Here is a 19,886-nt window from a genome sequence, read left to right as displayed (position 1 = left end):
GAATAGTTTAAAATAGAGAGATTGAAAAGAGGAGATGAGTAAGAAATGAAGACTCTTGTTTGTTTTGGAGACAGCATCACTTCAAAAGAAAAGAGTAAAGATGGCTCACTTAGACTAACTTCCCGTTTAAGACAAGAACTAACCGAATGGGTAGTTATGAATGCTGGAATACCTGCAGAAACAACGAGAGCTGCTCTTGTTAGGCTACAAGATGACGTTTTAAGGCATCATCCTGATTTTGTTACTATTCTTTTTGGTGCAAATGATTCAAGTGATCATAGACTTATTCCATTAAAAGAGTACGAAAAAAACCTGACTTACATGGTAAATAAAATCGGAGCAGATAAAGTAATCTTAATCAGCCCAGCTCCTGTGTTTGAAGACCAACAAAAAGCCCGGACAAACGATAGAATGAAAAGATATGCACAAACCGTTAAAAAAGTGGCTAAATACGAGGGTACATCTTATATACCATTGTTCGAAACATTGGTTGAAAAGAACATTGAAAAATATGTAATAGAAGATGGTCTTCATTTTAATAAGTTCGGATATGAAGAACTAAGTGAACTTGTGATAAGAAAAATTAAAACATTGACAGCTATTACATTCCCAAAAAAACAGCTTTCTCCATGATAAGAGAAAGCTGTTTCTTGTACTTAGTTTAGGCGATCAGGGTTTTCTTCCAATAAGCTCTCGGCGTCCTCTAAACTTAAGCCTGTGGCTTGAGTAAAAGATTGGGGCTGACTTGATCCCGATTGGTGGTTTTCAGCGTGTCCAGTTGTGGAATTTGCTTGCGACGAGACACTAGAATGATTATCCAATTCTTTTTGGAATTCAGCGAGCTGAGCGCGCTCTGCATCAGAAGAATTAGCCATTGCAGAAGAAAGAGCATTCTGTGCTACTTCTTTGTCATGACCTGAAAGTTCAGCATGATTGGCATGTACGCTGTTAGAAATTTGGTTATTTAAATCATGTGTTGAATGTTGTACCTTTCCTACAGCTTGTTGAACAGCATTTCTTGCAAATTGAAATAATCTGTTAGCCATCGTTAAATGCCTCCTAATGAATTTCTTTCTTCTTTTTCACGTTTTCGATCTTGTTGCTCATCTTTACTAAAAGCCATTGTTGTTTCCTGACTTACCATATCGGCACCTTGCTTAATCGTACGTTTGGAACGACTTTTTTTACTCATTGCAATTCCTCCTTTTCTCCCGTACGTTTAGTTTTTACCTTAAGAAGTACAATATGTAGCAAGAAACTTCAAACGTTTTAAAAAGAAATGGAAAAAAAGATCTCCAGCTAAAATTCAGCTGAAGATCCTTAACGTGATTAAACAAGTTTTAAGATATTTTTTAAATAATGTGCAATGCCTTCTTCTTCATTTGTGAGGGTTACATAATTAGCACGTGCTTTAAGTTCATCAATGGCATTTCCCATTGCTACCCCATGACCTGCATAATCAATCATCTCAAAATCGTTGTCTTCATCTCCAAAAGCTACAATACGTTCTTGTGGGATATTGTAGTATTCAGCAATCTTTTTAAGACCTGAGGCTTTGCTGATACCTGAGCGAATAACTTCAATAATGTTCCAGGGAGCAGCCCATACTCTTTGATCAACAACTTCAGCATGTTCCTTTTGTAGCATCGCTCTTAATTCTGAAATATGATGATCTTCTGGATGAACCAGAATAGCCGTAGGATCATCTTTTAAGGTTTTATGAAGATCACCAATTTGAAGCGGATTTTCATTCATGATGAACGTATTAACAATCACTTCATCAGGTTTTTTTAAATAAACATCATCAAGAACCTCAACCATGATATTCTTAACTTTAAACGACTCACAGGCTGAAATGATACGTTTTGCAACGTCAAGTTCAAGCGGGGAATGGTGAATACCGAATTTTGAATCATGTGGATGATGCACAAAGGCGCCATTAAAATTTACAATCGGAGTGTTGAGTTCTAACTCCTCATAATACATGTTTGATGAACGAAAAGGTCGACCAGTAGAAATACAAACATGATGACCAAGATCGATCAATTGGAAAAGTAGTTCTTTTGTTTTTCTTGGAATTTTTTTCTCGTCATTTAATAAGGTTCCGTCTAGATCTAATGCAATTAAGTAAGGTTGTGTCACGAAAGTACCTGCCTTTTTTAGGATGCTTATCTAAAGTGTATTATTTTACTTACAAAAAGTCTATTCATACAGGGCGTCTTTCATGAAAAAGAAACATGTCTCATGATAAGATGGAAAAAAAGAGAAAGAGGAGATACACACATGGTTTCAATACAAAAAGGAACGATCGGCGATATTCCTTTCTTACTTGCGGAAAAACCAGAAAATGCAGGTAAACCGTTGCCGCTTTTCATTTTCATACACGGATACACGAGTGCAAAAGAACATAATTTACATTTCGCATATTCATTAGCAGAAAGAGATTTTCGAGTGATCTTACCAGATGCCTTACATCATGGAGAGCGAATCGTTGCGAATCCACCCAAGTCGATGGAATATGACTTTTGGAATATCGTTCAGCAAGGCATTCAAGATGTGAATCGTATTATGGATTGGGCTAAAGAAAATGAGTTTGTTCTAAAAGATCAAGTGGCAGTTGGTGGGACTTCTATGGGAGCTATCATCACATACGGATCACTCGTCAACAATCCGAAAATTAGTGCTGGATGTGCACTCATGGGTACTCCAGCTCATGAAAAATTTGCAAGATGGCAGATCGAAAGAATTCAGAATGCAGGTTACGATATTCCACTCACAGTGGAAGAGCTTGAGAATTCAATTTCTTCCTTGAAGAATTACGATCTTACACGTAACCTTGATAAGCTTAACAACCGTCCATTATTCATTTGGCATAGTGAAGTGGATGCTGTAATACCATATGAGTTTGCAAAACCATACGTAAAAAGCTTAACAGAGAAAAATAGCTCATCAGTGTACATGAACGACAAAACTTCTGGTCATAAAGTTTCACGTGCTGCTTATTTAAACGCTGTGGAGTGGATTGCACAACAATTACATGCAAAAAAAGAAACGGTGTAATGATTTACCCCGTTTCTTCCAGTTTAAGCCGATATGTTCGTTTAGGCTGATACATATGATCAATTTCGTCAATCTGCTTTTGCAGAGAATGCATGATGCGAAGGGACCAAACTCCCTGTTCGTTAAATTCTTCTGGGATGTCGGTAATGGTTACTTTATAGCCGGAACGGTGGTAATATTCATAAGAAACCTTCATTCGATCAACATCCTTTCCATAATTTAAAAAAATAATAACAAAGATAAACATAAAAGTAAACTGAAAAGTGTTTATATTCTGAAAATTAAAGAGGTGAAACTTTGCCAGTTACTAAACGAACACCATTACCTGTTGCTCGAGCCGTAAAAAAAATCATGAATCATACCCGACATTGGGGAATTGAAAAAGTTTCAATCACTGAGTGTGATCATCGAATATTGGCAGAAGATCTTACAGCTACCCATGACGTTCCTCCTTTCAATCGGTCACCTTATGATGGTTTCGCCATTCGTTCAGATGATACGAAACATGCATCAATGGATCATCCCATTACATTGAACGTTGTAGAGACAATTGGAGCAGGTCAAGTTGCTGTATGTGAAGTAAAGAGCGGGATGGCAGTTAGAATTATGACAGGTGCAAAAATACCAGATGGTGCAGATGCAGTTATCATGTTAGAACTAGTAAAAGAGCTTGTTGCTAATAACAAAAAACAAATTCAAATAAAAAGATCTGTACAAAAAGATGAAAACATTTCTTTTCGTGGTGAAGACACACGTGAGGGCACAGTTTTAGTAAAAGCAGGAACTAAAATTACCCCGGGCATTGTTGCCATTCTTGCCACTTTTGGGTACCATACTGTTTCCGTTTACAAAAGACCTGTTGTTGGAATTCTCTCAACAGGCACTGAACTTCTTGAAGTAAATGAAGAATTGCAACCAGGAAAAATAAGAAACAGCAATGCTTATATGTGTGCAGCACAAGTTAAAGCGATGGGAGCGGAAGTTAAACTCTATCAACATCGTGAAGATAACTTTGACTCTTTGTATAAAAGTATCAAAGCAGCACTGAATGAAATTGATGTATTGATCACTACAGGCGGTGTATCTGTTGGAGATTATGATTTCCTTCCAGAGGTTTATAAAAAGCTTGGAGCAGATGTTCTTTTTAATAAAATTGCTATGCGTCCAGGCAGTGTTACGACCGTTGCGGTTTTTGAAGATAAATGGCTTTTTGGGCTTTCTGGAAACCCATCGGCTTGCTTTGTAGGTGCTGAACTTTTTGTGCGGCCAGTCATTTTAAAAGGAATGAACATGTTAAAGCCACATTGCAAAGTTACTAAAGCCACACTTTCAAGTGATTTTACTAAGCCTAATCCGTTTACTCGATTTGTTAGAGCTGTAATAACAGAAGTAAACGGTGCAAACATCGTAACTCCTGCTGGTCTTGATAAATCAAGCTCTGTTTCCTCTTTAGCCGAAGCGAACTGTCTGATCGTTTTGCCAGGAGGTACAAGAGGTTGGGAAAAGGGTAGCGAAGTGGGTGTAATCACATGGCTTGGCGAAGGGAGTGAATGGCCGTGGGATCACCCGTTATTCTCCAAGTCGTCGGCTATCAGAACAGTGGAAAAACAACTCTAATAAGTAAAGTCTTAAAAGAGTTAAGAAAACATCACATACAAACAGGGGTCATTAAACATCATGGTCACGGAGATCGGATAGATTTTAATGATTCTGGAAAAGATACAGAGCAACATCGAAGTGCAGGAGCTTCCATTAGCTGTGTTACATCATCTAAGAACTCCATATTAACCATGGATTCAGAATTACCATTGAATAAAGCGATTGAACTTTACGAAATGCTGGAAATGGAATGCATTTTAATAGAAGGATATAAAAATATTCAGTTTCCACGAGTCGTACTTTTACGAAATAAGATAGAAGATATGGATCTTTTGCTGAATTCTCTTGAGGTGATTGCAACCATCCAAATGGAAAAAACTATGGCAGGGATGTTGCAGGAAACAGATAGTCCCCACTTCATAAGAGATGATGAAAAAGAGTGGATGGACTATTTAATTACCTATATCACTCGTGACCATCAAAAGGAGAGTGGATTATGAAAATGTTTAAGATAACATCTGAACCAATTAATAATCAAGACGTTATTGATTCTGTCGTCCACCATAATGCAGGAGCCATTTCTGTATTCATTGGAACGGTTAGAGAAATGACAGGAGTAAAACAAACGAAGTATCTTCATTATGAAGCTTATGTACCCATGGCAGAAAAGCAACTTGAAAAAATCGGAATTGAGATTCAAGAAAAATGGCCAAGTGCGATCACGGCGATTACACATCGAATCGGAACACTGCAAATATCTGATATCGCAGTTACAATCGCTGTATCTACTCCACATCGGCAAGATGCTTTTGAAGCAAGTCGATATGCGATTGAGCGCATCAAGGAAATAGTGCCCATCTGGAAGAAAGAGCATTATACGGACGGGGAAGAGTGGGTAGGTAATCAACAAGGGACAAAATCCTTTCCAGCTGGACATCCAGAGGGAGTAGTGAAAAGATGATCAACATCTTATTGTTTGCAAATCTGGCGCAACAAGCCAAAACAGAAAGAGTTTCAATTGAAGTTCATTCTCCTCTTAGTGTGGAAGAAGTTAGAAACTTCCTACAAAATCAAGTTGGAGATCTTTCTGGAATCGAAAATGCACTCGTTGCTGTAAATGAGGAGTATGTAGAGTTAACGGATCAAGTGAAAGATGGGGACACGGTTGCATTCATTCCACCAGTTAGCGGGGGTTAATAACTTAAATTTTCAACAACTCAACCTAGCTCACTGAACGTGGTGCAATAGAAGATTGAAGGAACCTGCAAGAACTGTCACTCTGCAGGTTCCTTCTTTTTGTTCTTTTCAAAACAAGTAAGACAGAAATTCTGATTATTAACGATATGCCCTTGAAAAAAACCGTCCATACAATATAATTGCACACCACAAATTGCACAGGTTCCTACAAGTTCCTTCATTCTTTCATCTCCTTCGCTTTAAACGATTTGATTTTTTCATTCGAGGAAGTGCTGATGCTGGCTGTTTACGGAGCCATTTTAGGAATTTTTTTAGTTCAGGAGAATCTTTTAATTTTTCTATCGTGTTATAAAGTGAAGCTAGTTCGGGATTTGTAAACAAAAAATGAATCTGTTTATGACATGGAATACAAAGGTTTGCTGTTTCAGAAAATCTGCCGCCTTCTTCTTTTGGAATTAAGTGATGAACTGTTAAATCTACTGGTTCTCTTCTACAGAGCTCACATGTACCTTTCTCCAAGGTTTTTCACAATCCCTTCGTCTAAAAAAACTGTATATTGATAAATGTACCATCTTCTTTTTCTTTGAATAGGATGTGGTAGAAGGAGGGGGTAATATGTATCCGCAACCATATCCATATGGACCATCACAAAATTTTGGTGGACAATCGGCGGGAATGAGTCGGTCTTCATTTAAAAAAATGTATAAAACGTGCTTGAAAAACAGAAATCAACATGTGCAAATAATGTTGATGGATGGTGTAACATATACAGGTTTTATAGAACATGTGGATCAGCAAAACGTTTATCTTGCCATACCTTATGTTGAAGAAACTCAAGAGAACCGCAACTCTGAAGCGCAATATGATGTAAGAGGATATCAGATCTATCGATGTATGTTTCCGCTTCATGCTGTTGTAGGAGTAAACGGAGCGTTTTAAGGGAAATTTTGATGTAATCCTTCTTTTTTTAGCAAGAGTTATCAGTGTAACCGCGGGTAACCTATAATAGAAAGGAGGTTACATCAACGTATGGGGCAGAATAAACATTTTAAACACGGGCAAAAAGCACCAAATAACGGGATGTATGTAGAAATCGGTGAAACCGGAAGTATGGTAAATGATCCGCAGCAGATCCATTTATCTACAGGTGATCGATTTCCAGAGACAACGAACCATAACAGAGTTTGGACATATAAAAGAAAGCCATAGCAAAAATAAAAACCCGGTACATAAACCGGGTTTTTATTTTATATTTCTTCGCTTTTTGCTGGCAGTAACTCACCAAGAACAGAAATAATGACTGTAAATACTACTCCAAAAATACAAGCAGTTACGAAATCGAATGTTCCGCCTTGCATTGAAACGAGCACATAAAAAATCATATTACTTAATAATAAAGACCATATTAACGTCCAAATATAACGCATGTCACATTCACCTCTTTATGTAAACGAATTCTTTACCCTTCTGTATAGTAACAAAAGTTGAGATAAAGGGAAAGATTCTTTGTGTAAATAATCGATCAATAATCTATAAATGTTAAAAATTTTCATAAATTGTTCAAGCTTAACAGGATAAGGAATAAATACGAAGAAGCTACATACAAGGAGTTGTTAAATTTGGAGGGATGGCACAATGGAAGACAAGTTGGAAGAATTAAAAGCGCTGGAGGAACAAGAGGAAAACAATTTGACATTGGAAGGTAAACAAACGTTAGAACAATTGAAAAAAGAACTTAATACTTAGGCAGATAACTTTAGCTAATTTGGTTCCCCTGCATACATTGGTTAAGAAAAGCGAATTCGAGGGGAGAAATGTGAGTATCGACAAACGCACTTTCCAGATAGACAATCAATGGAATATCATACATCTACCAAAGCAGCCGAACGGTTTTGCTGTGATGATCATCGGCGATTGCAGTCATTATGTTGATGAGCATACGAGCCTTTGGAAACAAAACACTGAACGTGCAAACCTCATTCAGTCCCTCAAAAATCAAGGATATACTATCTTTTATTCTAATCTATACGGAAGACATTGGGGCAGTCCAAGAGCAGTCATTCTTGCAAAGCGACTATACCACTATGTTATGAAGCATGAGATTTTAAACCCAAATATTCATTTGATCGCAGAGGGCATGGGATCACTTGTTGCACTACAGCTTATGGAGGATATGGAAAAAAATATTCGCTCAGCCCTATTTATCAATCCTTGTATCAACTTGCAGCACCATTTTAACCATGAAAGACAGAATCGGCTATTCTTTAAACGACTGAAAAGAGAAATTATATCTGCTTACAACTCGGAAGAAGATATTGAGTCACTTGTCGAAAAACTACCTCAAGCAGAAAAACTAACAGCAAAAACACCTGTTCAAATATGGCATGCAGCACGTGGTGTTGCATTTAATTTTAAAGATCATAGCCGACCATATGAGAAGAGAAGACAAGAATTGGCATCACCTATTTCACTTTCTATACATGTTCCTGAAGCTACGTTCAATCCAGCTAGGGCCTTTCAAGAATATTTTAAAAACCATGAAAAAGTGTTGTAGAAACCTCATTACGGGAATAACGTGATGAGGTTTTTGTGTGCAAAAAAAGTATCGTATTCTTTCTTGTAACACCATAGGATAGTAAGAGGAGAAAAATGGACTGGAGGCTCTTACATGAAAAAGGCATTTGTAACAGGAGCGGCAGGGTTTATCGGTTACCATTTGTGCAGCCGTTTGTTGGATGAAGAAGTGGACGTCGTCGGCATAGATATGGCAGAATCTCCAGACCGGATTGATTTCATTGCTCGTCATGCCGGATTTCAATACCTTCCATATGATATTAATGAAACAGATCTCGAACCACATACAAACGGATGCGATGTTATCTTCCACCTTGCTTGCTCAGTCAAACCAACAGCACCATGGGCTAACATTGAAGATGAAGTGCAAAGAAACGTCTCCGTTCTCAAAAAAGTCGCATCATTAGCTAACAGTGAAACAAAATTGATCTATGTGTCTTCATACGATGTATATGGTAAAAGACATGGAGATGTTTTGGAAAACTCACCGAAAAACCCTGAGTCACTTTTTGGTCTAATAAAGCTAACAGAAGAAAATATCGTTAAACAACTTGCTGAACAACATGATTTTCCATTCGTAATCATGAGACTGCCGACTGTCTATGGACCCGGTCAGCCTGAACATCATACGTACCAACAAGTGATTTCAATAGAGGAACAAGATCAGAATAGGAACGATTCAATCTCCAAAGATTCCGTTACTGAAGATGTTCTGTTCGTTGATGACGCAGCTGAGGCATTATTCTTGGCAGCTAAATCAAAAGCGAAAAATGAGATCTACAACATATCTAGCGGTAACCAGAACCAATGGCTTGAAGGATTAACAGAATTAAAAGCAGATCAAATTACGTTTAAAGAAAAAAGAAAGATGCGGATTAAGGGTGAAAAAGCAGAGAATGAACTGGGGTTTCGGGCCAAAACGAAAATAAAAGAAGGCATCATGAAACAGATTATGCATTTTAGAAATCGAAATAAAAAATCAAAGCCCAATTCTAAAGAGATTTAACAAGTAAAGGTGATCCTGAGGGTTTTCGGGAGCACCTTTTTAATTGTCTAGTATGTGTACTGAGTGAATTAATTGTAGTGGGGATGGGGTATTCTGGTATTTTTCCTTGGCGAGGTATGTCGATTCGCTGGTAAATGAGGAAAACTCGCTGAATTAATTCAAAAACTCGCAGGAATATGTTCGAAATTTCTAGGATTATTCCAAGAATTTCTTGAATTAATTGTATGAATACCCCATTCGGTATAAACAGAATTTTCAGGACGAGCTTCCAAGTGAAGACGACTATTGAAAAAAAGCGGCAGAAAGCTCACTAACGAATCGTGTTCATTAACTATCGATAGCAACGATGATAAAAAAATAATCATGTTACTGAAAACAATGATTATTTAACATATTTGGTTTGAAAATTAATCACAAAACGTTTATACGCCACACATTTTTCTTTATAATTAATAACGGGTTAAAAACCGTGTACATAATGTGAGGGAGGAACTTGAAAAATGGAAACAGAACGCAATATGAAATTTATGCAGATCGCTATGTCACACCTGCCAGAAGCACAAGCATTTTTAGAGAAAAAAGGAATTGAACTTGGTATGGAAGATGTTCAGCCGATGCTTCAGCTTTTAATGAACGTGATGAATGATGCATATGAACTCGGAAAAGAAGAAAATAAGTAAACAAAGAAAAGCCAACCAGCTCGGGTTGGCTTTTTTTACTTCTTCTTAAACGCAGAAAAGATAGGTGAGATCTGTTGTGCGACTTTTACGGATTGGTCGATAACAGAAAAAATTTTATTGTAATCTAAAGAACCTTCCTGCGTTCGAAAAGAATGTAGAAATGGTCGAGGTATTGGTTGATGAAACGGCGGTGCCGGCATACCTCGGAATCCAGGGCCGCCAAAATGGTGTGGTGGTGGAAACCCTTGCTGCATATGCTGTTGATTTTGGCCCATTGGAAAACGTCCAGGAAACTGCGGAGGATACATCGGTTGCTGTCTAGCTTGAGGATTATGCATGTTGAACCACTCCTAATATCAATTTCACTAAACTTACATTTTTCTTCCATACAGGATATGCCCTACGGCTTATATTGGTGAAAGAAAAGAACTTTAACTAGACAAAATATAAGAGATATCATAAAATTAGTACCAGGTCATAATATTTGATTATAAAAAGAAATGCAGCCGATCAACATAGTAGAGGCGCAAGAAATGCTCGATAAAAACAAATTAAAAGCCAAAGGGGTAATGTTATGAATGCAGGAATCATAGGGATGGGAAGCTATATCCCTGAAAAAATTCTAGCGAACTCCGACCTGGAAAAAATGGTTGATACTAATGACGAGTGGATTCGAACTCGAACAGGAATCGTAGAACGCAGAATTGCAGAAGAATCGGTAACAACGTCTCATATGGCTAAATATGCTGCGGAAGAAGCGATAAAAGATGCAGGCATCTCTGCAGAAGAAATTGATCTTATCGTTGTTGCAACTGTTACACCAGACAATCCATTTCCATCAGTAGCTTGCCAATTACAAGAATCCTTAGGTGCGAAGAACGCCGTAGGTATGGACGTAAGTGCTGCGTGTGCAGGGTTCATTTATGGTTTGGTTGTTGGAAAGCAGTTCATCGAAACAGGAACGTATAAAAATGTTCTGGTTGTTGGCGCTGAAAAACTATCTAAAATAACAGATTGGAAAGATCGAAATACAGCTGTGCTTTTTGGAGACGGAGCTGGAGCGGCTATCCTTTCAAATGTTAGTGAAGGTAGAGGTATCCTCTCGTTTGAGCTTGGTTCAGACGGAACAGGAGCAAAACATCTGTATCAAAATGAATTTATCCACATGAACGGCAGAGAAGTTTTTAAGTTTGCCGTGCGTCAAATGGGTGAAACTTCATTAAACGTCGTTCATAAAGCAGGTTTGACAAAAGAAGACGTTGATTTCTTAATTCCGCATCAAGCGAATATAAGAATCATGGAAGCTTCTCGAGAACGTTTAGAGCTTCCAAAAGAAAAAATGGTTATGACAATTGATAAGTTTGGTAATACATCATCAGCTTCCATACCGATGGCATTAAAAGAAGCACTAAAAGATGGTAGAATAAAAGAAGATCATACAATCGTACTTGTTGGTTTTGGTGGAGGATTAACCTGGGGTGCTGTTGCACTTCGTTGGGGAAGATAATCACCAAAGGCCGAAAATGTGTACAAAGGAGAGTTGGTTTTACAATGAAAAAAAGAGTAGTCGTAACTGGTCTAGGAGCCGTAACTCCTCTTGGAAACAGTGTAGAAGAAACATGGAAAAAGATTGTTGAAGGTCAAAGTGGTGTAGGTCCACTTACAAGAAGAGATAAAGAAAAATTTCCGGTTAAAGTAGCTGCAGAAGCGACAGAATTTAACCCGGAAGATTTTATGGATAAAAGAGAAGCACGTCGTATGGATCGTTTCACGCAATTTGCAGTTGCAGCATCCATTATGGCTGTTAAAGATGCTAACTTAGATATCACAGAAGAAATTGCACCTCGAGTAGGGGTATGGATTGGTTCTGGAATTGGTGGGATGGATACTCATGAAGAACAATTTCGTATCTTTGAAGCAAAAGGTGTAAGACGCGTTAGTCCATTCTTCGTTCCAATGATGATACCGGATATGGCATCTGGCCAGGTCTCAATTACAATTGGCGCTAAAGGTATGAATTCATGTACTGTAACGGCTTGTGCATCGGGTGCAAACTCAATCGGAGATGCATTTAAAGTGATTCAGCGCGGAGATGCAGATGTAATGGTTACAGGTGGAACGGAAGCACCGATCACAGACATGGCACTAGCAGGATTCTGCCAAGCAGGAGCACTATCAACTAATCCAGATCCAAACACAGCTAGCCGTCCTTTTGATAAGGACCGAACAGGCTTTATTATTGGTGAAGGAGCTGGAATACTAGTTTTAGAAGAATACGAATTTGCGAAAAAACGCGGTGCTAAGATTTACGCAGAAATCGTTGGCTATGGTGCAACTGGTGATGCTTATCACATTACCCAGCCTGCTCCTGGTGGAGAAGGCGGAGCACGTGCAATGAGACAAGCGGTTCTTGATAGTGGACTAGCGCCGGAAGAGATTTCATATATTAATGCGCATGGAACGAGTACGGATTACAATGATAAGTTTGAGACAGCTGCTATTAAAGCTGTGTTTAACGAGCATGCTTATAAAATTCCAGTTAGCTCAACAAAATCAATGACAGGACATTTATTAGGTGCTGCAGGTGGAATTGAAGCAATCTTCTCTGTAAAAGCGATTCAAGAAAGTATTCTTCCTCCAACCATCAACTATGAAACACCTGATGAAGAGTGCGATCTTGACTATGTTCCGAATACAGCAAGAAAAGCAGAAGTGAATGCTGTTCTTAGTAATTCACTAGGATTCGGTGGGCATAATGCATCATTAGTTTTCAAAAAAATTGAAGAATAATTCATTGTCAAACCCCGTTTTCTTTTGAAAGCGGGGTTTTGCATACTTCGAGTTAATTACCTTAATTTAGAATAAAAAGGACAACCTCTGACTATACTGATTTTAAATACAAATCGGCTAAGAAGTGAGGGGTACAGATGTTATATTTACGTGATGTTTGGGTCAACTGGTTCGAAGGAGAAGAGAACGGCTATAACGTTTGTGAGTTTCATGAATGGAGAAAAGACGATTATATTGAACTATTGGATCAGGTTCCAATTATTAAAATAGAATCCACACTCTTTCATTACATTGAAAATGATTTGAATGATCTGCCGGATTCCCTACTTGAAGAGGTGCACCAGAAAGCTTACGTTAGAAAGAATAATCAACGAGTACAACTTGAGCACTGCTTTATCATTACGGATGAAAAGAAATCCCTCATCATAGATACGATGGGTTATAGAATACCAATCCGTAAGAGCAGACTTATACCAAGACAGGAACAGCTTGTATTTGAGATGGCAGAGCAGACGGAAACAAATGTCTATACGTTCAGTGAAAAGCAGTTAAGCAAAGAATATCACATCCTATCTCCAAATCCAGACAGCATGAGAGGGTTAACACGTAAAGAGAGACAGCTGAAGCAGCTTTTGTTTATGGCTTTAGATCAGCTTCATTCTACAAAAAATGTTGCTGAAATGAGATACTGGTGTACAGAGTGGATGCCAGAGCAATACGGAAGAATTCAGAGGATGGAATTTGACGAAGCGTGGGATGCGTTATACTGTGAATTAAAGAGCGGTTGGTCTAAACAGCATATGGATATGTGTGAGCGGTTAGTAAAAGGACAGCCTTATTTTGAAAAGATCTGGGAGCTTGAGAACGGTACACAAGTGAACTAAGGATGAAATCAAATAGTTCTAGAAAAAAAGTAAAACCAGCAGGTGATCGAATGACCACTTCTGCTGGTTTTTTGTTTTTTCTGCTACGTATTATTAAACACGCTTACGAGCTAATCCCATTGCTCGCTCAGCTTTGTTCAATGTTTTGTTCGCCACACGATTTGCTTTTTCGGCACCACGATCAAGAATGTCATCTAATTCAGTTGATGCTAAATACTCTTTATAACGTTCTTGAATAGGTTTAAGAGCATTAATAACAGCTTCTGCCACACCTTGTTTAAAGTCGCCATAACCTTTTCCTTCATATTTCTCAACAAGAGACTTGATGCTTTCTCCTGATAACTGTGAGTAAATCGTTAGAAGGTTTGAGATGCCTGGCTTATTTTCTTTATCGTAAGCAACAACGCCTTCTGAATCAGTCGTAGCACGCTTAATTTTCTTTAAGATTACAGATTCATCATCAAGCATAGAGATAAATGAATTTTGATTAGGATCCGATTTACTCATTTTTTTCTCAGGATCAACAAGTGACATGATTCTTGCTCCTTCTGAAGCAATACGAGGTTCTGGAATCACAAAGACTTCACGATACTTCTTATTAAAGCGTTCAGCAATATCTCGAGTTAATTCAAGATGCTGTTTCTGATCATCACCAACAGGAACGATACTCGTGTTATAAAGAAGGATATCTGCTGCCATAAGAGGTGGATAAGTTAATAACCCAGCAGATACAGCTTCTTTTCCTGTAGACTTATCTTTGAACTGTGTCATGCGCTCTAATTCACCAATATAGGTAACACATTGCATCATCCATCCCATCTTCGTATGAGCTGGAACTTCAGATTGTATGAAAATTGTCGATTTTTCAGGATCGATTCCTGCTGCTAAATACAAAGCAGCTAAATTTCTGCTGTTTTTTTTCAATTCAACAGGATCTTGTGCCACCGTAATGGCGTGCTGATTAACAACGCAGAAATAACATTCGTGTTCATTTTGAAGTTCAACAAAATGCCTCATCGCTCCAATGTAGTTACCGATCGTTAAATTTCCGCTCGGCTGAATGCCTGAGAAGATTACAGACATGATTCATCTCTCCTTTGTTTATAAAAATCAATATAAAAAGGCCCACTCGTCGCCTCATGCAAGGGACGAATGGACCGCGGTGCCACCCTTATAATTTTCATACATACCGAAAATCACTTTGACACGTACAGGTAAAGAACCTATACGCTGTCCATTGTATCGTGCGGACATCTACACGCCTGAGCCTACTATAAAGGTTCGGTCAGAATGCTCAAAAGCCCATTCCATCATGATTCACTACCTGTTCTCACCAACCACAGGCTCTCTTAGAGTTTCACATCATGTACTCTTCTTTCTCATCGCATATAACATTTATTTTTTGTAGTATACACAAATTATAAAAGATATGCAACGGCAATCGTAATGAAAGTTAAAAGAAGGCCGCTGAATAAAAACGACTTCATATATGAAACATTTATTCGCTCTGATACTTTAAAGTTTGTCTTAAATGAAACCACATCATCGATCTCTGGATGTCTTGATAAAGATCGAGCGACTTTCTTAAAGCTATACGTAATAAAGTCAAAGAATCCACCTTTTGCTACATATAAAGCAATGCCAATAAGAGCAATCGACAATGAAAAATAAAATAAAACATTTACGTATTTTTCAAGGGTAAAAGGTCCGGAAGATATTAAACTAACTCCAAATGCTATAACAACAGGGAACGCTGATATGATCAGGATTCTCTTGAAAATTAAGTTCATCTATAGAAGCCTCCATCTAGTAAGAATTACACCATAAGCATAAAGAAATGTACCATATTTTTTGAATTATACCGTCAGACTTTACTCCCATTGTAACAAATGAAATATAAAATTGACGAATTATCTTACAAAGTGAAGCATATCCTATCCTCACAAAAAATCGAGAATGTAATATTCATGCTAGTTTACACATAATTTTGGTAAAATTTGTAGAATTATCAGAAAATAAACCCTGTTTAGTAATAGGTACAAATACCTATTTTTTGTTAAAGAAAAGTAAATATAATGGGCTTTTTGTAAAACTCTTAAAAAAAATAAATGCACAATTGTTTGAAAACTTGTATAATCGAACTTGTAGATGAAAATGTCTGATAATTCTTGATGCTTTTATCTGCTAACATTTTAACAGGATAAAAAGGGGAGGTCGACTCATGAAGAAGTCAAAATGGTCTTTGCTTCTTACACTAGTTTTAGTTTTGAGCATGTTCTTAGCTGCTTGTAGTGGCGGAGATGACAAAGCTGGCGAAGGTAAGGACAAAGATAAAGATGAGCCAGGCACTGCAGCACCAAGTGAACCACAAGTACTTAATCTTGTAGATTCATCTGAAATTCCTTCAATGGATTCTTCACAAGCAACAGACTCAGTTTCATTTGAAGTAATGAACAACGTTTTCGAAGGTTTGTATCGTCTTGATAAAGACAACCAACCAACTGAAGGTGTTGCTGAAAGTCACAAATTAAGTGATGATGGTACAGTTTACACGTTTAAACTAAACCCAGACGCTAAATGGAGTGATGGTTCTCAGGTAGTAGCGAAAGATTTCGTTTACGCTTGGCAAAAAGCATTACACCCAGACACTCTTTCTGAGTATGCTTACATCATGGGCCCAGTTAAAAACGCTAACGCGATCCAAACTGATGGTGACCCATTATACGGTAAAGTAGATCAATTAGGTGTTAAAGCAGTTGATGACACAACTCTAGAAGTTACTTTAGAAGCTCCAGCTCCTTATTTCTTAGGACTAACTGGATTCGCAACGTTCTACCCACAAAAAGAAGAGTTTGTTAAGAAGCAAGCTGATAAGTTCGCACTTGAAGCTAACACAATGATTTACAACGGTCCTTTCGTTCTTTCTGAGTGGAAGCATAACGAAGGATGGCAGTTCAAGAAAAACGATCAATATTGGGACAAAGACACTGTAAAGCTTGACGAAGTTAACGTGAAAATCGTTAAAGACGTAGCTACAGGTGTAAACCTTTATGAAACAGGTCAAGTAGATACTGTTGGATTAAACTCAGAGTTTGTTGATCAGTTCCAAGGTAACGAAGATCTTTATACTCGTGGTGAAGCAACTGTATTCTTCCTTCGTATCAACCAAAAGAAAGAAGAACTTAAAAACGTAAATATCCGTAAAGCTATTGATATGGCTTACGATAAAAAAGCATTAGTTGATGTATTACTTAACAATGGTTCAAAACCAGCTTACTACTTAGTACCTGGTGAGTTCACGTTCAGCCCTGAAGGCAACGAAGATTTCCGCAAAACAAACGGAGACTTTGGTAAGTTCGATGCTGAAGAAGCGAAAAAGCTTTGGGCAAAAGGACTTGAAGAAATCGGTAAAAAAGAGCTTACTTTAGAGCTTCTAAACTACGATTCAGATAATGCGAAAAAGACTGGTGAATACATTAAGAACCAATTAGAAAAGAACCTTCCAGGTTTGAAAGTTTCAATTAAAGCACAACCATTTAAGCAAAAGCTAGAGTTAGAGTCTAACGGAGAGTATGACTTCTCTTATGCAGGTTGGGGTCCTGACTATCAAGATCCTATGACATTCATCGACATGTTCGTAACAGATGGAGCTCATAACCAAATGGGATACTCTAATCCTAAGTATGATGAGTTAGTAAATGGAGCAAAGAAAGAAACTGACGTTAACAAGCGTTGGGAAATGATGCTTGAAGCTGAGAAAATTCTTTTTGAAGATCAAGCTATCTCTCCATTATTCCAATCAGGTGTTACTGGACTTCGTAAGCCTTACGTTAAAGGTGTAGTAAACCACTTATTTGGAGCTGATGTTTCTTACAAGTGGATCTATATCGAAGGTAAACAGTAATAATTGTACTATTGAACAATAGTAAATAGTTTTTCTCAGGAGAGTACATGTGTTCCTGACATGTACTCTCTTTTTTGCCATGAAAAGGACAATTGGATATTTTATGAAATAAAAAAGATATCAGAAAATGTCGAAAAAAGAATATTTTCTATTGATATAAAATATTTTGTACCTTAAGATAGATATTACAGAAAGATTTCAAAATATTAAGGCTTGAAACATTTGGGGGAGGTGTTTGTAATGTTGCGTTATATTACACAGCGAATTTTATACATGCTTTTAACTTTGCTGATCATTGCAACGATTACATTCTTTTTAATGAAATTGCTACCGGGTTCTCCTTTTAACAACCAAGATAAGTTAACGGAAACTCAAAGGTACGCATTAAATGAAAAATACGGGTTAAATGACCCGGTGCCTGTTCAGTACATTAACTATATTACAAAATTGGCACAGGGTGATTTAGGATATACGTTTCAGTTTGATGGACGTACCGTCAATTCATTGATTGTCAATGGTATGGGACCATCAGCTACTGTTGGTTTTGAAGCTTTACTTTTTGGTACAATAGTTGGCTTGTTGCTGGGTATTATGGCTGCGTTAAAGCATAATACGTTTCTGGATTATGGTGCTATGGTCATCGCTGTATTTGGTATCGCGATTCCTTCCTTCGTATTTGCAGGACTTTTGCAATACTACGTAGGTGTGAAGCTACAATGGCTTCCAGTAGCATTTTGGAACGGACCAGAATATCACATTCTACCAGCATTCTCTTTATCCGTAGGAGTTATTGCTACAGTAGCTCGTTTTATGCGTACTGAAATGCTTGAAATATTAGGAACAGATTATATCCTTATGGCACGATCAAAAGGGGTTAGCAAATCATCTGTAATATTTAAGCACTCTGTAAGAAATAGCTTAATACCGATTGTTACTATCCTTGGACCAATGGCTATTGGACTGATTACTGGTTCTTTAGTTATAGAAAATATTTTCGCGATTCCTGGAATTGGTGAGCAATTTGTAAAAGCGATACAGGTAAATGACTACCCTGTAATAATGGGTACAACAATTTTCTATAGTTTCTTAATCGTAGCGATTATCTTAATCGTAGATATTCTATACGGAATTATCGATCCACGTATTCGTGTAGCAGGAGGTAAATCATAATGAGCATGTCAGAACGTAAACTAACACCTGATTTATTCCGCCCAGCGAATCTTGATTCTAACAGAGCTGAAGAAATTTCTAAACCAAGCTTAAGCTTTTGGCAAGATGCCTTTAGACGTCTTAAACAAAACAAAGGTGCAATGCTCGGACTGTTCGCTATCGCGTTTATCATTGTATTTTCTTTAATTGCACCTACATTTACTAATTACGGAATTGATGATCAAGAACTAATGAGATCAAATTTACCACCTAAAGTTCCTGGACTTGAAAAAGTGGAATTTCTAGGAGTTAACGGTGTAGATATTCGTGGAGTTAATCAATATGAAATGAAGAATGTGCCTAAAGATCAATATTTCTGGTTTGGAACCGACAACCTTGGACGTGATCAGTGGACTCGTGTTTGGAAAGGTACTCAAATTTCTTTATATATCGCTTTTCTAGCTTCAGCTATCGAATTGGTTATTGGTGTTGCTTATGGTGGAATCTCAGCATTCTACGGTGGTAGAACAGACGATGTGATGCAGCGTATCGTAGAAATCTTATATGGTATTCCTAACTTGGTGGTAATTATCTTGTTTATCATCATACTTGATCCAGGGATACTCTCTATTACACTCGCACTAGTAATTACAGGTTGGATAGGTATGTCACGTATCGTACGTGCACAGATCATTTCATTGAAGAATCGCGAGTTCGTTTTAGCATCCAGAACTCTCGGGTCAACTAACGGCAGATTAATTTCTAAGCACCTTTTACCTAATACACTAGGTGCAATCATCGTAACAAGTACGTTCACTATTCCTGGGGCAATATTCTTTGAATCTTTCTTGAGCTTTATCGGTTTAGGAATACAGCCTCCGGTTGCATCGCTAGGATCGTTGATTGCCGATGGCTTTAGGTCCATAAGAATCTATCCTCACTTAGCAATTTATCCTGCTTCAGTGTTGTGTGTTCTAATGATCAGCTTTAACCTTCTTGGTGATGGTCTTCGCGACGCGCTTGATCCTAAAATGAGAAGATAG

General features: G+C 37.8%; 26 protein-coding genes and 1 other annotated feature. Of the genes, 17 read left to right on the top strand and 9 right to left on the bottom strand.

Features of this window, described 5'->3' with window-relative positions; genetic code table 11:
• Window positions 1–45: 45 nt before the first annotated feature.
• Window positions 46–633: a GDSL-type esterase/lipase family protein gene (locus P4V41_RS05310; protein ID WP_328083743.1), complete on the top strand. Its 588-nt coding sequence runs from the start codon at window positions 46–48 to the stop codon at window positions 631–633.
• A 23-nt stretch (window positions 634–656) separates the two neighbouring features.
• Here the strand turns inward: P4V41_RS05310 and P4V41_RS21630 are convergent, their stop codons facing one another.
• From P4V41_RS21630 to P4V41_RS05295, 3 genes are all read right to left on the bottom strand, one after another.
• A complete protein-coding gene (locus tag P4V41_RS21630; RefSeq protein ID WP_419181284.1) occupies window positions 657–1,046 on the bottom strand; it encodes a DUF3813 domain-containing protein in 390 nt (129 codons plus the stop codon).
• Between the two features lie 2 nt (window positions 1,047–1,048).
• Window positions 1,049–1,192: a hypothetical protein gene (locus P4V41_RS05300; protein ID WP_328083742.1), complete on the bottom strand. Its 144-nt coding sequence runs from the start codon at window positions 1,190–1,192 to the stop codon at window positions 1,049–1,051.
• Between the two features lie 137 nt (window positions 1,193–1,329).
• Window positions 1,330–2,142, bottom strand: a complete 813-nt coding sequence (locus P4V41_RS05295; RefSeq protein ID WP_328083740.1) for a Cof-type HAD-IIB family hydrolase — start codon at window positions 2,140–2,142, stop codon at window positions 1,330–1,332.
• Window positions 2,143–2,283: 141 nt separating this feature from the next.
• On the opposite strand from P4V41_RS05295, the gene P4V41_RS05290 reads away from it, so the two are divergent.
• Window positions 2,284–3,060 (top strand): alpha/beta fold hydrolase, encoded by a 777-nt coding sequence (locus P4V41_RS05290; protein ID WP_328083739.1) that lies wholly within the window; start codon window positions 2,284–2,286, stop codon window positions 3,058–3,060.
• A 4-nt stretch (window positions 3,061–3,064) separates the two neighbouring features.
• On the opposite strand, the gene P4V41_RS05285 is transcribed toward P4V41_RS05290, so the two are convergent.
• A complete protein-coding gene (locus tag P4V41_RS05285; RefSeq protein ID WP_153238689.1) occupies window positions 3,065–3,256 on the bottom strand; it encodes a hypothetical protein in 192 nt (63 codons plus the stop codon).
• Between the two features lie 101 nt (window positions 3,257–3,357).
• Between P4V41_RS05285 and P4V41_RS05280 the strand changes: the two genes are divergently transcribed.
• The 4 genes from P4V41_RS05280 to moaD are packed head-to-tail and all read left to right on the top strand — an operon-like array spanning window position 3,358 to window position 5,856.
• Window positions 3,358–4,677, top strand: a complete 1,320-nt coding sequence (locus tag P4V41_RS05280) for a molybdenum cofactor synthesis domain-containing protein (RefSeq protein WP_328083738.1) — start codon at window positions 3,358–3,360, stop codon at window positions 4,675–4,677.
• Window positions 4,617–5,159: a molybdopterin-guanine dinucleotide biosynthesis protein B gene (gene mobB, locus P4V41_RS05275; RefSeq protein WP_328083737.1), complete on the top strand. Its 543-nt coding sequence runs from the start codon at window positions 4,617–4,619 to the stop codon at window positions 5,157–5,159. Before P4V41_RS05280 ends, mobB begins: the two co-directional genes overlap by 61 nt.
• A gap of 2 nt (window positions 5,160–5,161) precedes the next feature.
• On the top strand, window positions 5,162–5,620 hold the full coding sequence (locus P4V41_RS05270) for a molybdenum cofactor biosynthesis protein MoaE (protein ID WP_419181290.1): 459 nt from the start codon (window positions 5,162–5,164) through the stop codon (window positions 5,618–5,620).
• The gene (gene moaD / locus P4V41_RS05265) at window positions 5,617–5,856 is read left to right on the top strand and encodes a molybdopterin converting factor subunit 1 (RefSeq protein WP_328083735.1); all 240 of its coding nucleotides are present in this window, start codon (window positions 5,617–5,619) and stop codon (window positions 5,854–5,856) included. Before P4V41_RS05270 ends, moaD begins: the two co-directional genes overlap by 4 nt.
• Window positions 5,857–6,081: 225 nt before the next feature.
• Here the strand turns inward: moaD and P4V41_RS05260 are convergent, their stop codons facing one another.
• Window positions 6,082–6,375, bottom strand: coding sequence for an HNH endonuclease (locus P4V41_RS05260; RefSeq protein ID WP_328083734.1), 294 nt, complete (start codon window positions 6,373–6,375; stop codon window positions 6,082–6,084).
• Between the two features lie 96 nt (window positions 6,376–6,471).
• Between P4V41_RS05260 and P4V41_RS05255 the strand changes: the two genes are divergently transcribed.
• Window positions 6,472–6,795, top strand: a complete 324-nt coding sequence (locus tag P4V41_RS05255; RefSeq protein ID WP_328083733.1) for a hypothetical protein — start codon at window positions 6,472–6,474, stop codon at window positions 6,793–6,795.
• Window positions 6,796–6,885: 90 nt separating this feature from the next.
• On the top strand, window positions 6,886–7,065 hold the full coding sequence (locus tag P4V41_RS05250) for a YjzC family protein (RefSeq protein WP_328083732.1): 180 nt from the start codon (window positions 6,886–6,888) through the stop codon (window positions 7,063–7,065).
• 38 nt (window positions 7,066–7,103) lie between these two features.
• On the opposite strand, the gene P4V41_RS05245 is transcribed toward P4V41_RS05250, so the two are convergent.
• Window positions 7,104–7,283, bottom strand: a complete 180-nt coding sequence (locus tag P4V41_RS05245; RefSeq protein ID WP_328083731.1) for a YjzD family protein — start codon at window positions 7,281–7,283, stop codon at window positions 7,104–7,106.
• 389 nt (window positions 7,284–7,672) lie between these two features.
• Here P4V41_RS05245 and P4V41_RS05240 point away from each other — a divergent pair, with 389 nt between their 5' ends.
• From P4V41_RS05240 to P4V41_RS05230, 3 genes are all read left to right on the top strand, one after another.
• Window positions 7,673–8,410, top strand: coding sequence for an alpha/beta hydrolase (locus P4V41_RS05240; protein WP_328083730.1), 738 nt, complete (start codon window positions 7,673–7,675; stop codon window positions 8,408–8,410).
• Between the two features lie 114 nt (window positions 8,411–8,524).
• Window positions 8,525–9,436 (top strand): NAD-dependent epimerase/dehydratase family protein, encoded by a 912-nt coding sequence (locus P4V41_RS05235; protein ID WP_328083728.1) that lies wholly within the window; start codon window positions 8,525–8,527, stop codon window positions 9,434–9,436.
• 500 nt (window positions 9,437–9,936) lie between these two features.
• Entirely contained in the window at window positions 9,937–10,116 is a 180-nt protein-coding gene (locus P4V41_RS05230) for a ComZ family protein (RefSeq protein ID WP_328083727.1), read from the top strand.
• A 35-nt stretch (window positions 10,117–10,151) separates the two neighbouring features.
• Here the strand turns inward: P4V41_RS05230 and P4V41_RS05225 are convergent, their stop codons facing one another.
• Complete coding sequence (locus tag P4V41_RS05225) at window positions 10,152–10,454, bottom strand: YppG family protein (protein ID WP_328083726.1); 303 nt, start codon at window positions 10,452–10,454, stop codon at window positions 10,152–10,154.
• Between the two features lie 236 nt (window positions 10,455–10,690).
• Between P4V41_RS05225 and P4V41_RS05220 the strand changes: the two genes are divergently transcribed.
• The 3 genes from P4V41_RS05220 (at window position 10,691) to P4V41_RS05210 (ending at window position 13,790) form a co-directional block, all read left to right on the top strand.
• Window positions 10,691–11,623 (top strand): beta-ketoacyl-ACP synthase III, encoded by a 933-nt coding sequence (locus P4V41_RS05220; RefSeq protein WP_328083725.1) that lies wholly within the window; start codon window positions 10,691–10,693, stop codon window positions 11,621–11,623.
• Window positions 11,624–11,667: 44 nt separating this feature from the next.
• The gene (gene fabF / locus P4V41_RS05215; RefSeq protein ID WP_328083724.1) at window positions 11,668–12,906 is read left to right on the top strand and encodes a beta-ketoacyl-ACP synthase II; all 1,239 of its coding nucleotides are present in this window, start codon (window positions 11,668–11,670) and stop codon (window positions 12,904–12,906) included.
• 137 nt (window positions 12,907–13,043) lie between these two features.
• Window positions 13,044–13,790, top strand: a complete 747-nt coding sequence (locus P4V41_RS05210; RefSeq protein ID WP_328083723.1) for a YjbA family protein — start codon at window positions 13,044–13,046, stop codon at window positions 13,788–13,790.
• Between the two features lie 93 nt (window positions 13,791–13,883).
• On the opposite strand, the gene trpS is transcribed toward P4V41_RS05210, so the two are convergent.
• Window positions 13,884–14,873, bottom strand: coding sequence for a tryptophan--tRNA ligase (gene trpS, locus P4V41_RS05205; RefSeq protein WP_328083722.1), 990 nt, complete (start codon window positions 14,871–14,873; stop codon window positions 13,884–13,886).
• A 58-nt stretch (window positions 14,874–14,931) separates the two neighbouring features.
• Window positions 14,932–15,182 (bottom strand) — a binding site (T-box leader).
• Between the two features lie 26 nt (window positions 15,183–15,208).
• Window positions 15,209–15,580 (bottom strand): DUF3899 domain-containing protein, encoded by a 372-nt coding sequence (locus P4V41_RS05200; protein ID WP_328083721.1) that lies wholly within the window; start codon window positions 15,578–15,580, stop codon window positions 15,209–15,211.
• A 431-nt stretch (window positions 15,581–16,011) separates the two neighbouring features.
• On the opposite strand from P4V41_RS05200, the gene P4V41_RS05195 reads away from it, so the two are divergent.
• The 3 genes from P4V41_RS05195 (at window position 16,012) to opp3C (ending at window position 19,886) form a co-directional block, all read left to right on the top strand.
• Entirely contained in the window at window positions 16,012–17,694 is a 1,683-nt protein-coding gene (locus P4V41_RS05195) for a peptide ABC transporter substrate-binding protein (protein ID WP_328083720.1), read from the top strand.
• Between the two features lie 240 nt (window positions 17,695–17,934).
• Window positions 17,935–18,864: an oligopeptide ABC transporter permease gene (gene opp3b / locus P4V41_RS05190; RefSeq protein WP_328083719.1), complete on the top strand. Its 930-nt coding sequence runs from the start codon at window positions 17,935–17,937 to the stop codon at window positions 18,862–18,864.
• The gene (gene opp3C, locus P4V41_RS05185; RefSeq protein ID WP_328083718.1) at window positions 18,864–19,886 is read left to right on the top strand and encodes an oligopeptide ABC transporter permease; all 1,023 of its coding nucleotides are present in this window, start codon (window positions 18,864–18,866) and stop codon (window positions 19,884–19,886) included. Before opp3b ends, opp3C begins: the two co-directional genes overlap by 1 nt.

The organism is Fictibacillus nanhaiensis (genome assembly GCF_036213205.1).
GTDB classification, from domain to species: Bacteria; Bacillota; Bacilli; order Bacillales; family Fictibacillaceae; genus Fictibacillus; species Fictibacillus nanhaiensis_E.
This window is presented reverse-complemented; position numbering and strand designations above follow the sequence as displayed.

Excerpts from the sequence above, each read along its gene's own strand:
- P4V41_RS05235 (WP_328083728.1), top strand. The coding sequence starts at position 8,525 with ATGAAAAAGGCATTTGTAACAGGAGCGGCAGGGTTTATCGGTTACCAT.
- P4V41_RS05290 (WP_328083739.1), top strand. The coding sequence starts at position 2,284 with ATGGTTTCAATACAAAAAGGAACGATCGGCGATATTCCTTTCTTACTT.
- P4V41_RS05270 (WP_419181290.1), top strand. The coding sequence starts at position 5,162 with ATGTTTAAGATAACATCTGAACCAATTAATAATCAAGACGTTATTGAT.
- opp3C (WP_328083718.1), top strand. The coding sequence starts at position 18,864 with ATGAGCATGTCAGAACGTAAACTAACACCTGATTTATTCCGCCCAGCG.
- P4V41_RS05245 (WP_328083731.1), bottom strand. The coding sequence starts at position 7,283 with ATGCGTTATATTTGGACGTTAATATGGTCTTTATTATTAAGTAATATG.
- fabF (WP_328083724.1), top strand. The coding sequence starts at position 11,668 with ATGAAAAAAAGAGTAGTCGTAACTGGTCTAGGAGCCGTAACTCCTCTT.
- P4V41_RS05230 (WP_328083727.1), top strand. The coding sequence starts at position 9,937 with ATGGAAACAGAACGCAATATGAAATTTATGCAGATCGCTATGTCACAC.
- moaD (WP_328083735.1), top strand. The coding sequence starts at position 5,617 with ATGATCAACATCTTATTGTTTGCAAATCTGGCGCAACAAGCCAAAACA.
- P4V41_RS05300 (WP_328083742.1), bottom strand. The coding sequence starts at position 1,192 with ATGAGTAAAAAAAGTCGTTCCAAACGTACGATTAAGCAAGGTGCCGAT.
- P4V41_RS05255 (WP_328083733.1), top strand. The coding sequence starts at position 6,472 with ATGTATCCGCAACCATATCCATATGGACCATCACAAAATTTTGGTGGA.
- P4V41_RS21630 (WP_419181284.1), bottom strand. The coding sequence starts at position 1,046 with ATGGCTAACAGATTATTTCAATTTGCAAGAAATGCTGTTCAACAAGCT.
- trpS (WP_328083722.1), bottom strand. The coding sequence starts at position 14,873 with ATGTCTGTAATCTTCTCAGGCATTCAGCCGAGCGGAAATTTAACGATC.
- opp3b (WP_328083719.1), top strand. The coding sequence starts at position 17,935 with ATGTTGCGTTATATTACACAGCGAATTTTATACATGCTTTTAACTTTG.
- P4V41_RS05210 (WP_328083723.1), top strand. The coding sequence starts at position 13,044 with ATGTTATATTTACGTGATGTTTGGGTCAACTGGTTCGAAGGAGAAGAG.
- P4V41_RS05250 (WP_328083732.1), top strand. The coding sequence starts at position 6,886 with ATGGGGCAGAATAAACATTTTAAACACGGGCAAAAAGCACCAAATAAC.
- P4V41_RS05220 (WP_328083725.1), top strand. The coding sequence starts at position 10,691 with ATGAATGCAGGAATCATAGGGATGGGAAGCTATATCCCTGAAAAAATT.
- P4V41_RS05225 (WP_328083726.1), bottom strand. The coding sequence starts at position 10,454 with ATGCATAATCCTCAAGCTAGACAGCAACCGATGTATCCTCCGCAGTTT.
- P4V41_RS05195 (WP_328083720.1), top strand. The coding sequence starts at position 16,012 with ATGAAGAAGTCAAAATGGTCTTTGCTTCTTACACTAGTTTTAGTTTTG.
- P4V41_RS05285 (WP_153238689.1), bottom strand. The coding sequence starts at position 3,256 with ATGAAGGTTTCTTATGAATATTACCACCGTTCCGGCTATAAAGTAACC.
- P4V41_RS05200 (WP_328083721.1), bottom strand. The coding sequence starts at position 15,580 with ATGAACTTAATTTTCAAGAGAATCCTGATCATATCAGCGTTCCCTGTT.
- P4V41_RS05310 (WP_328083743.1), top strand. The coding sequence starts at position 46 with ATGAAGACTCTTGTTTGTTTTGGAGACAGCATCACTTCAAAAGAAAAG.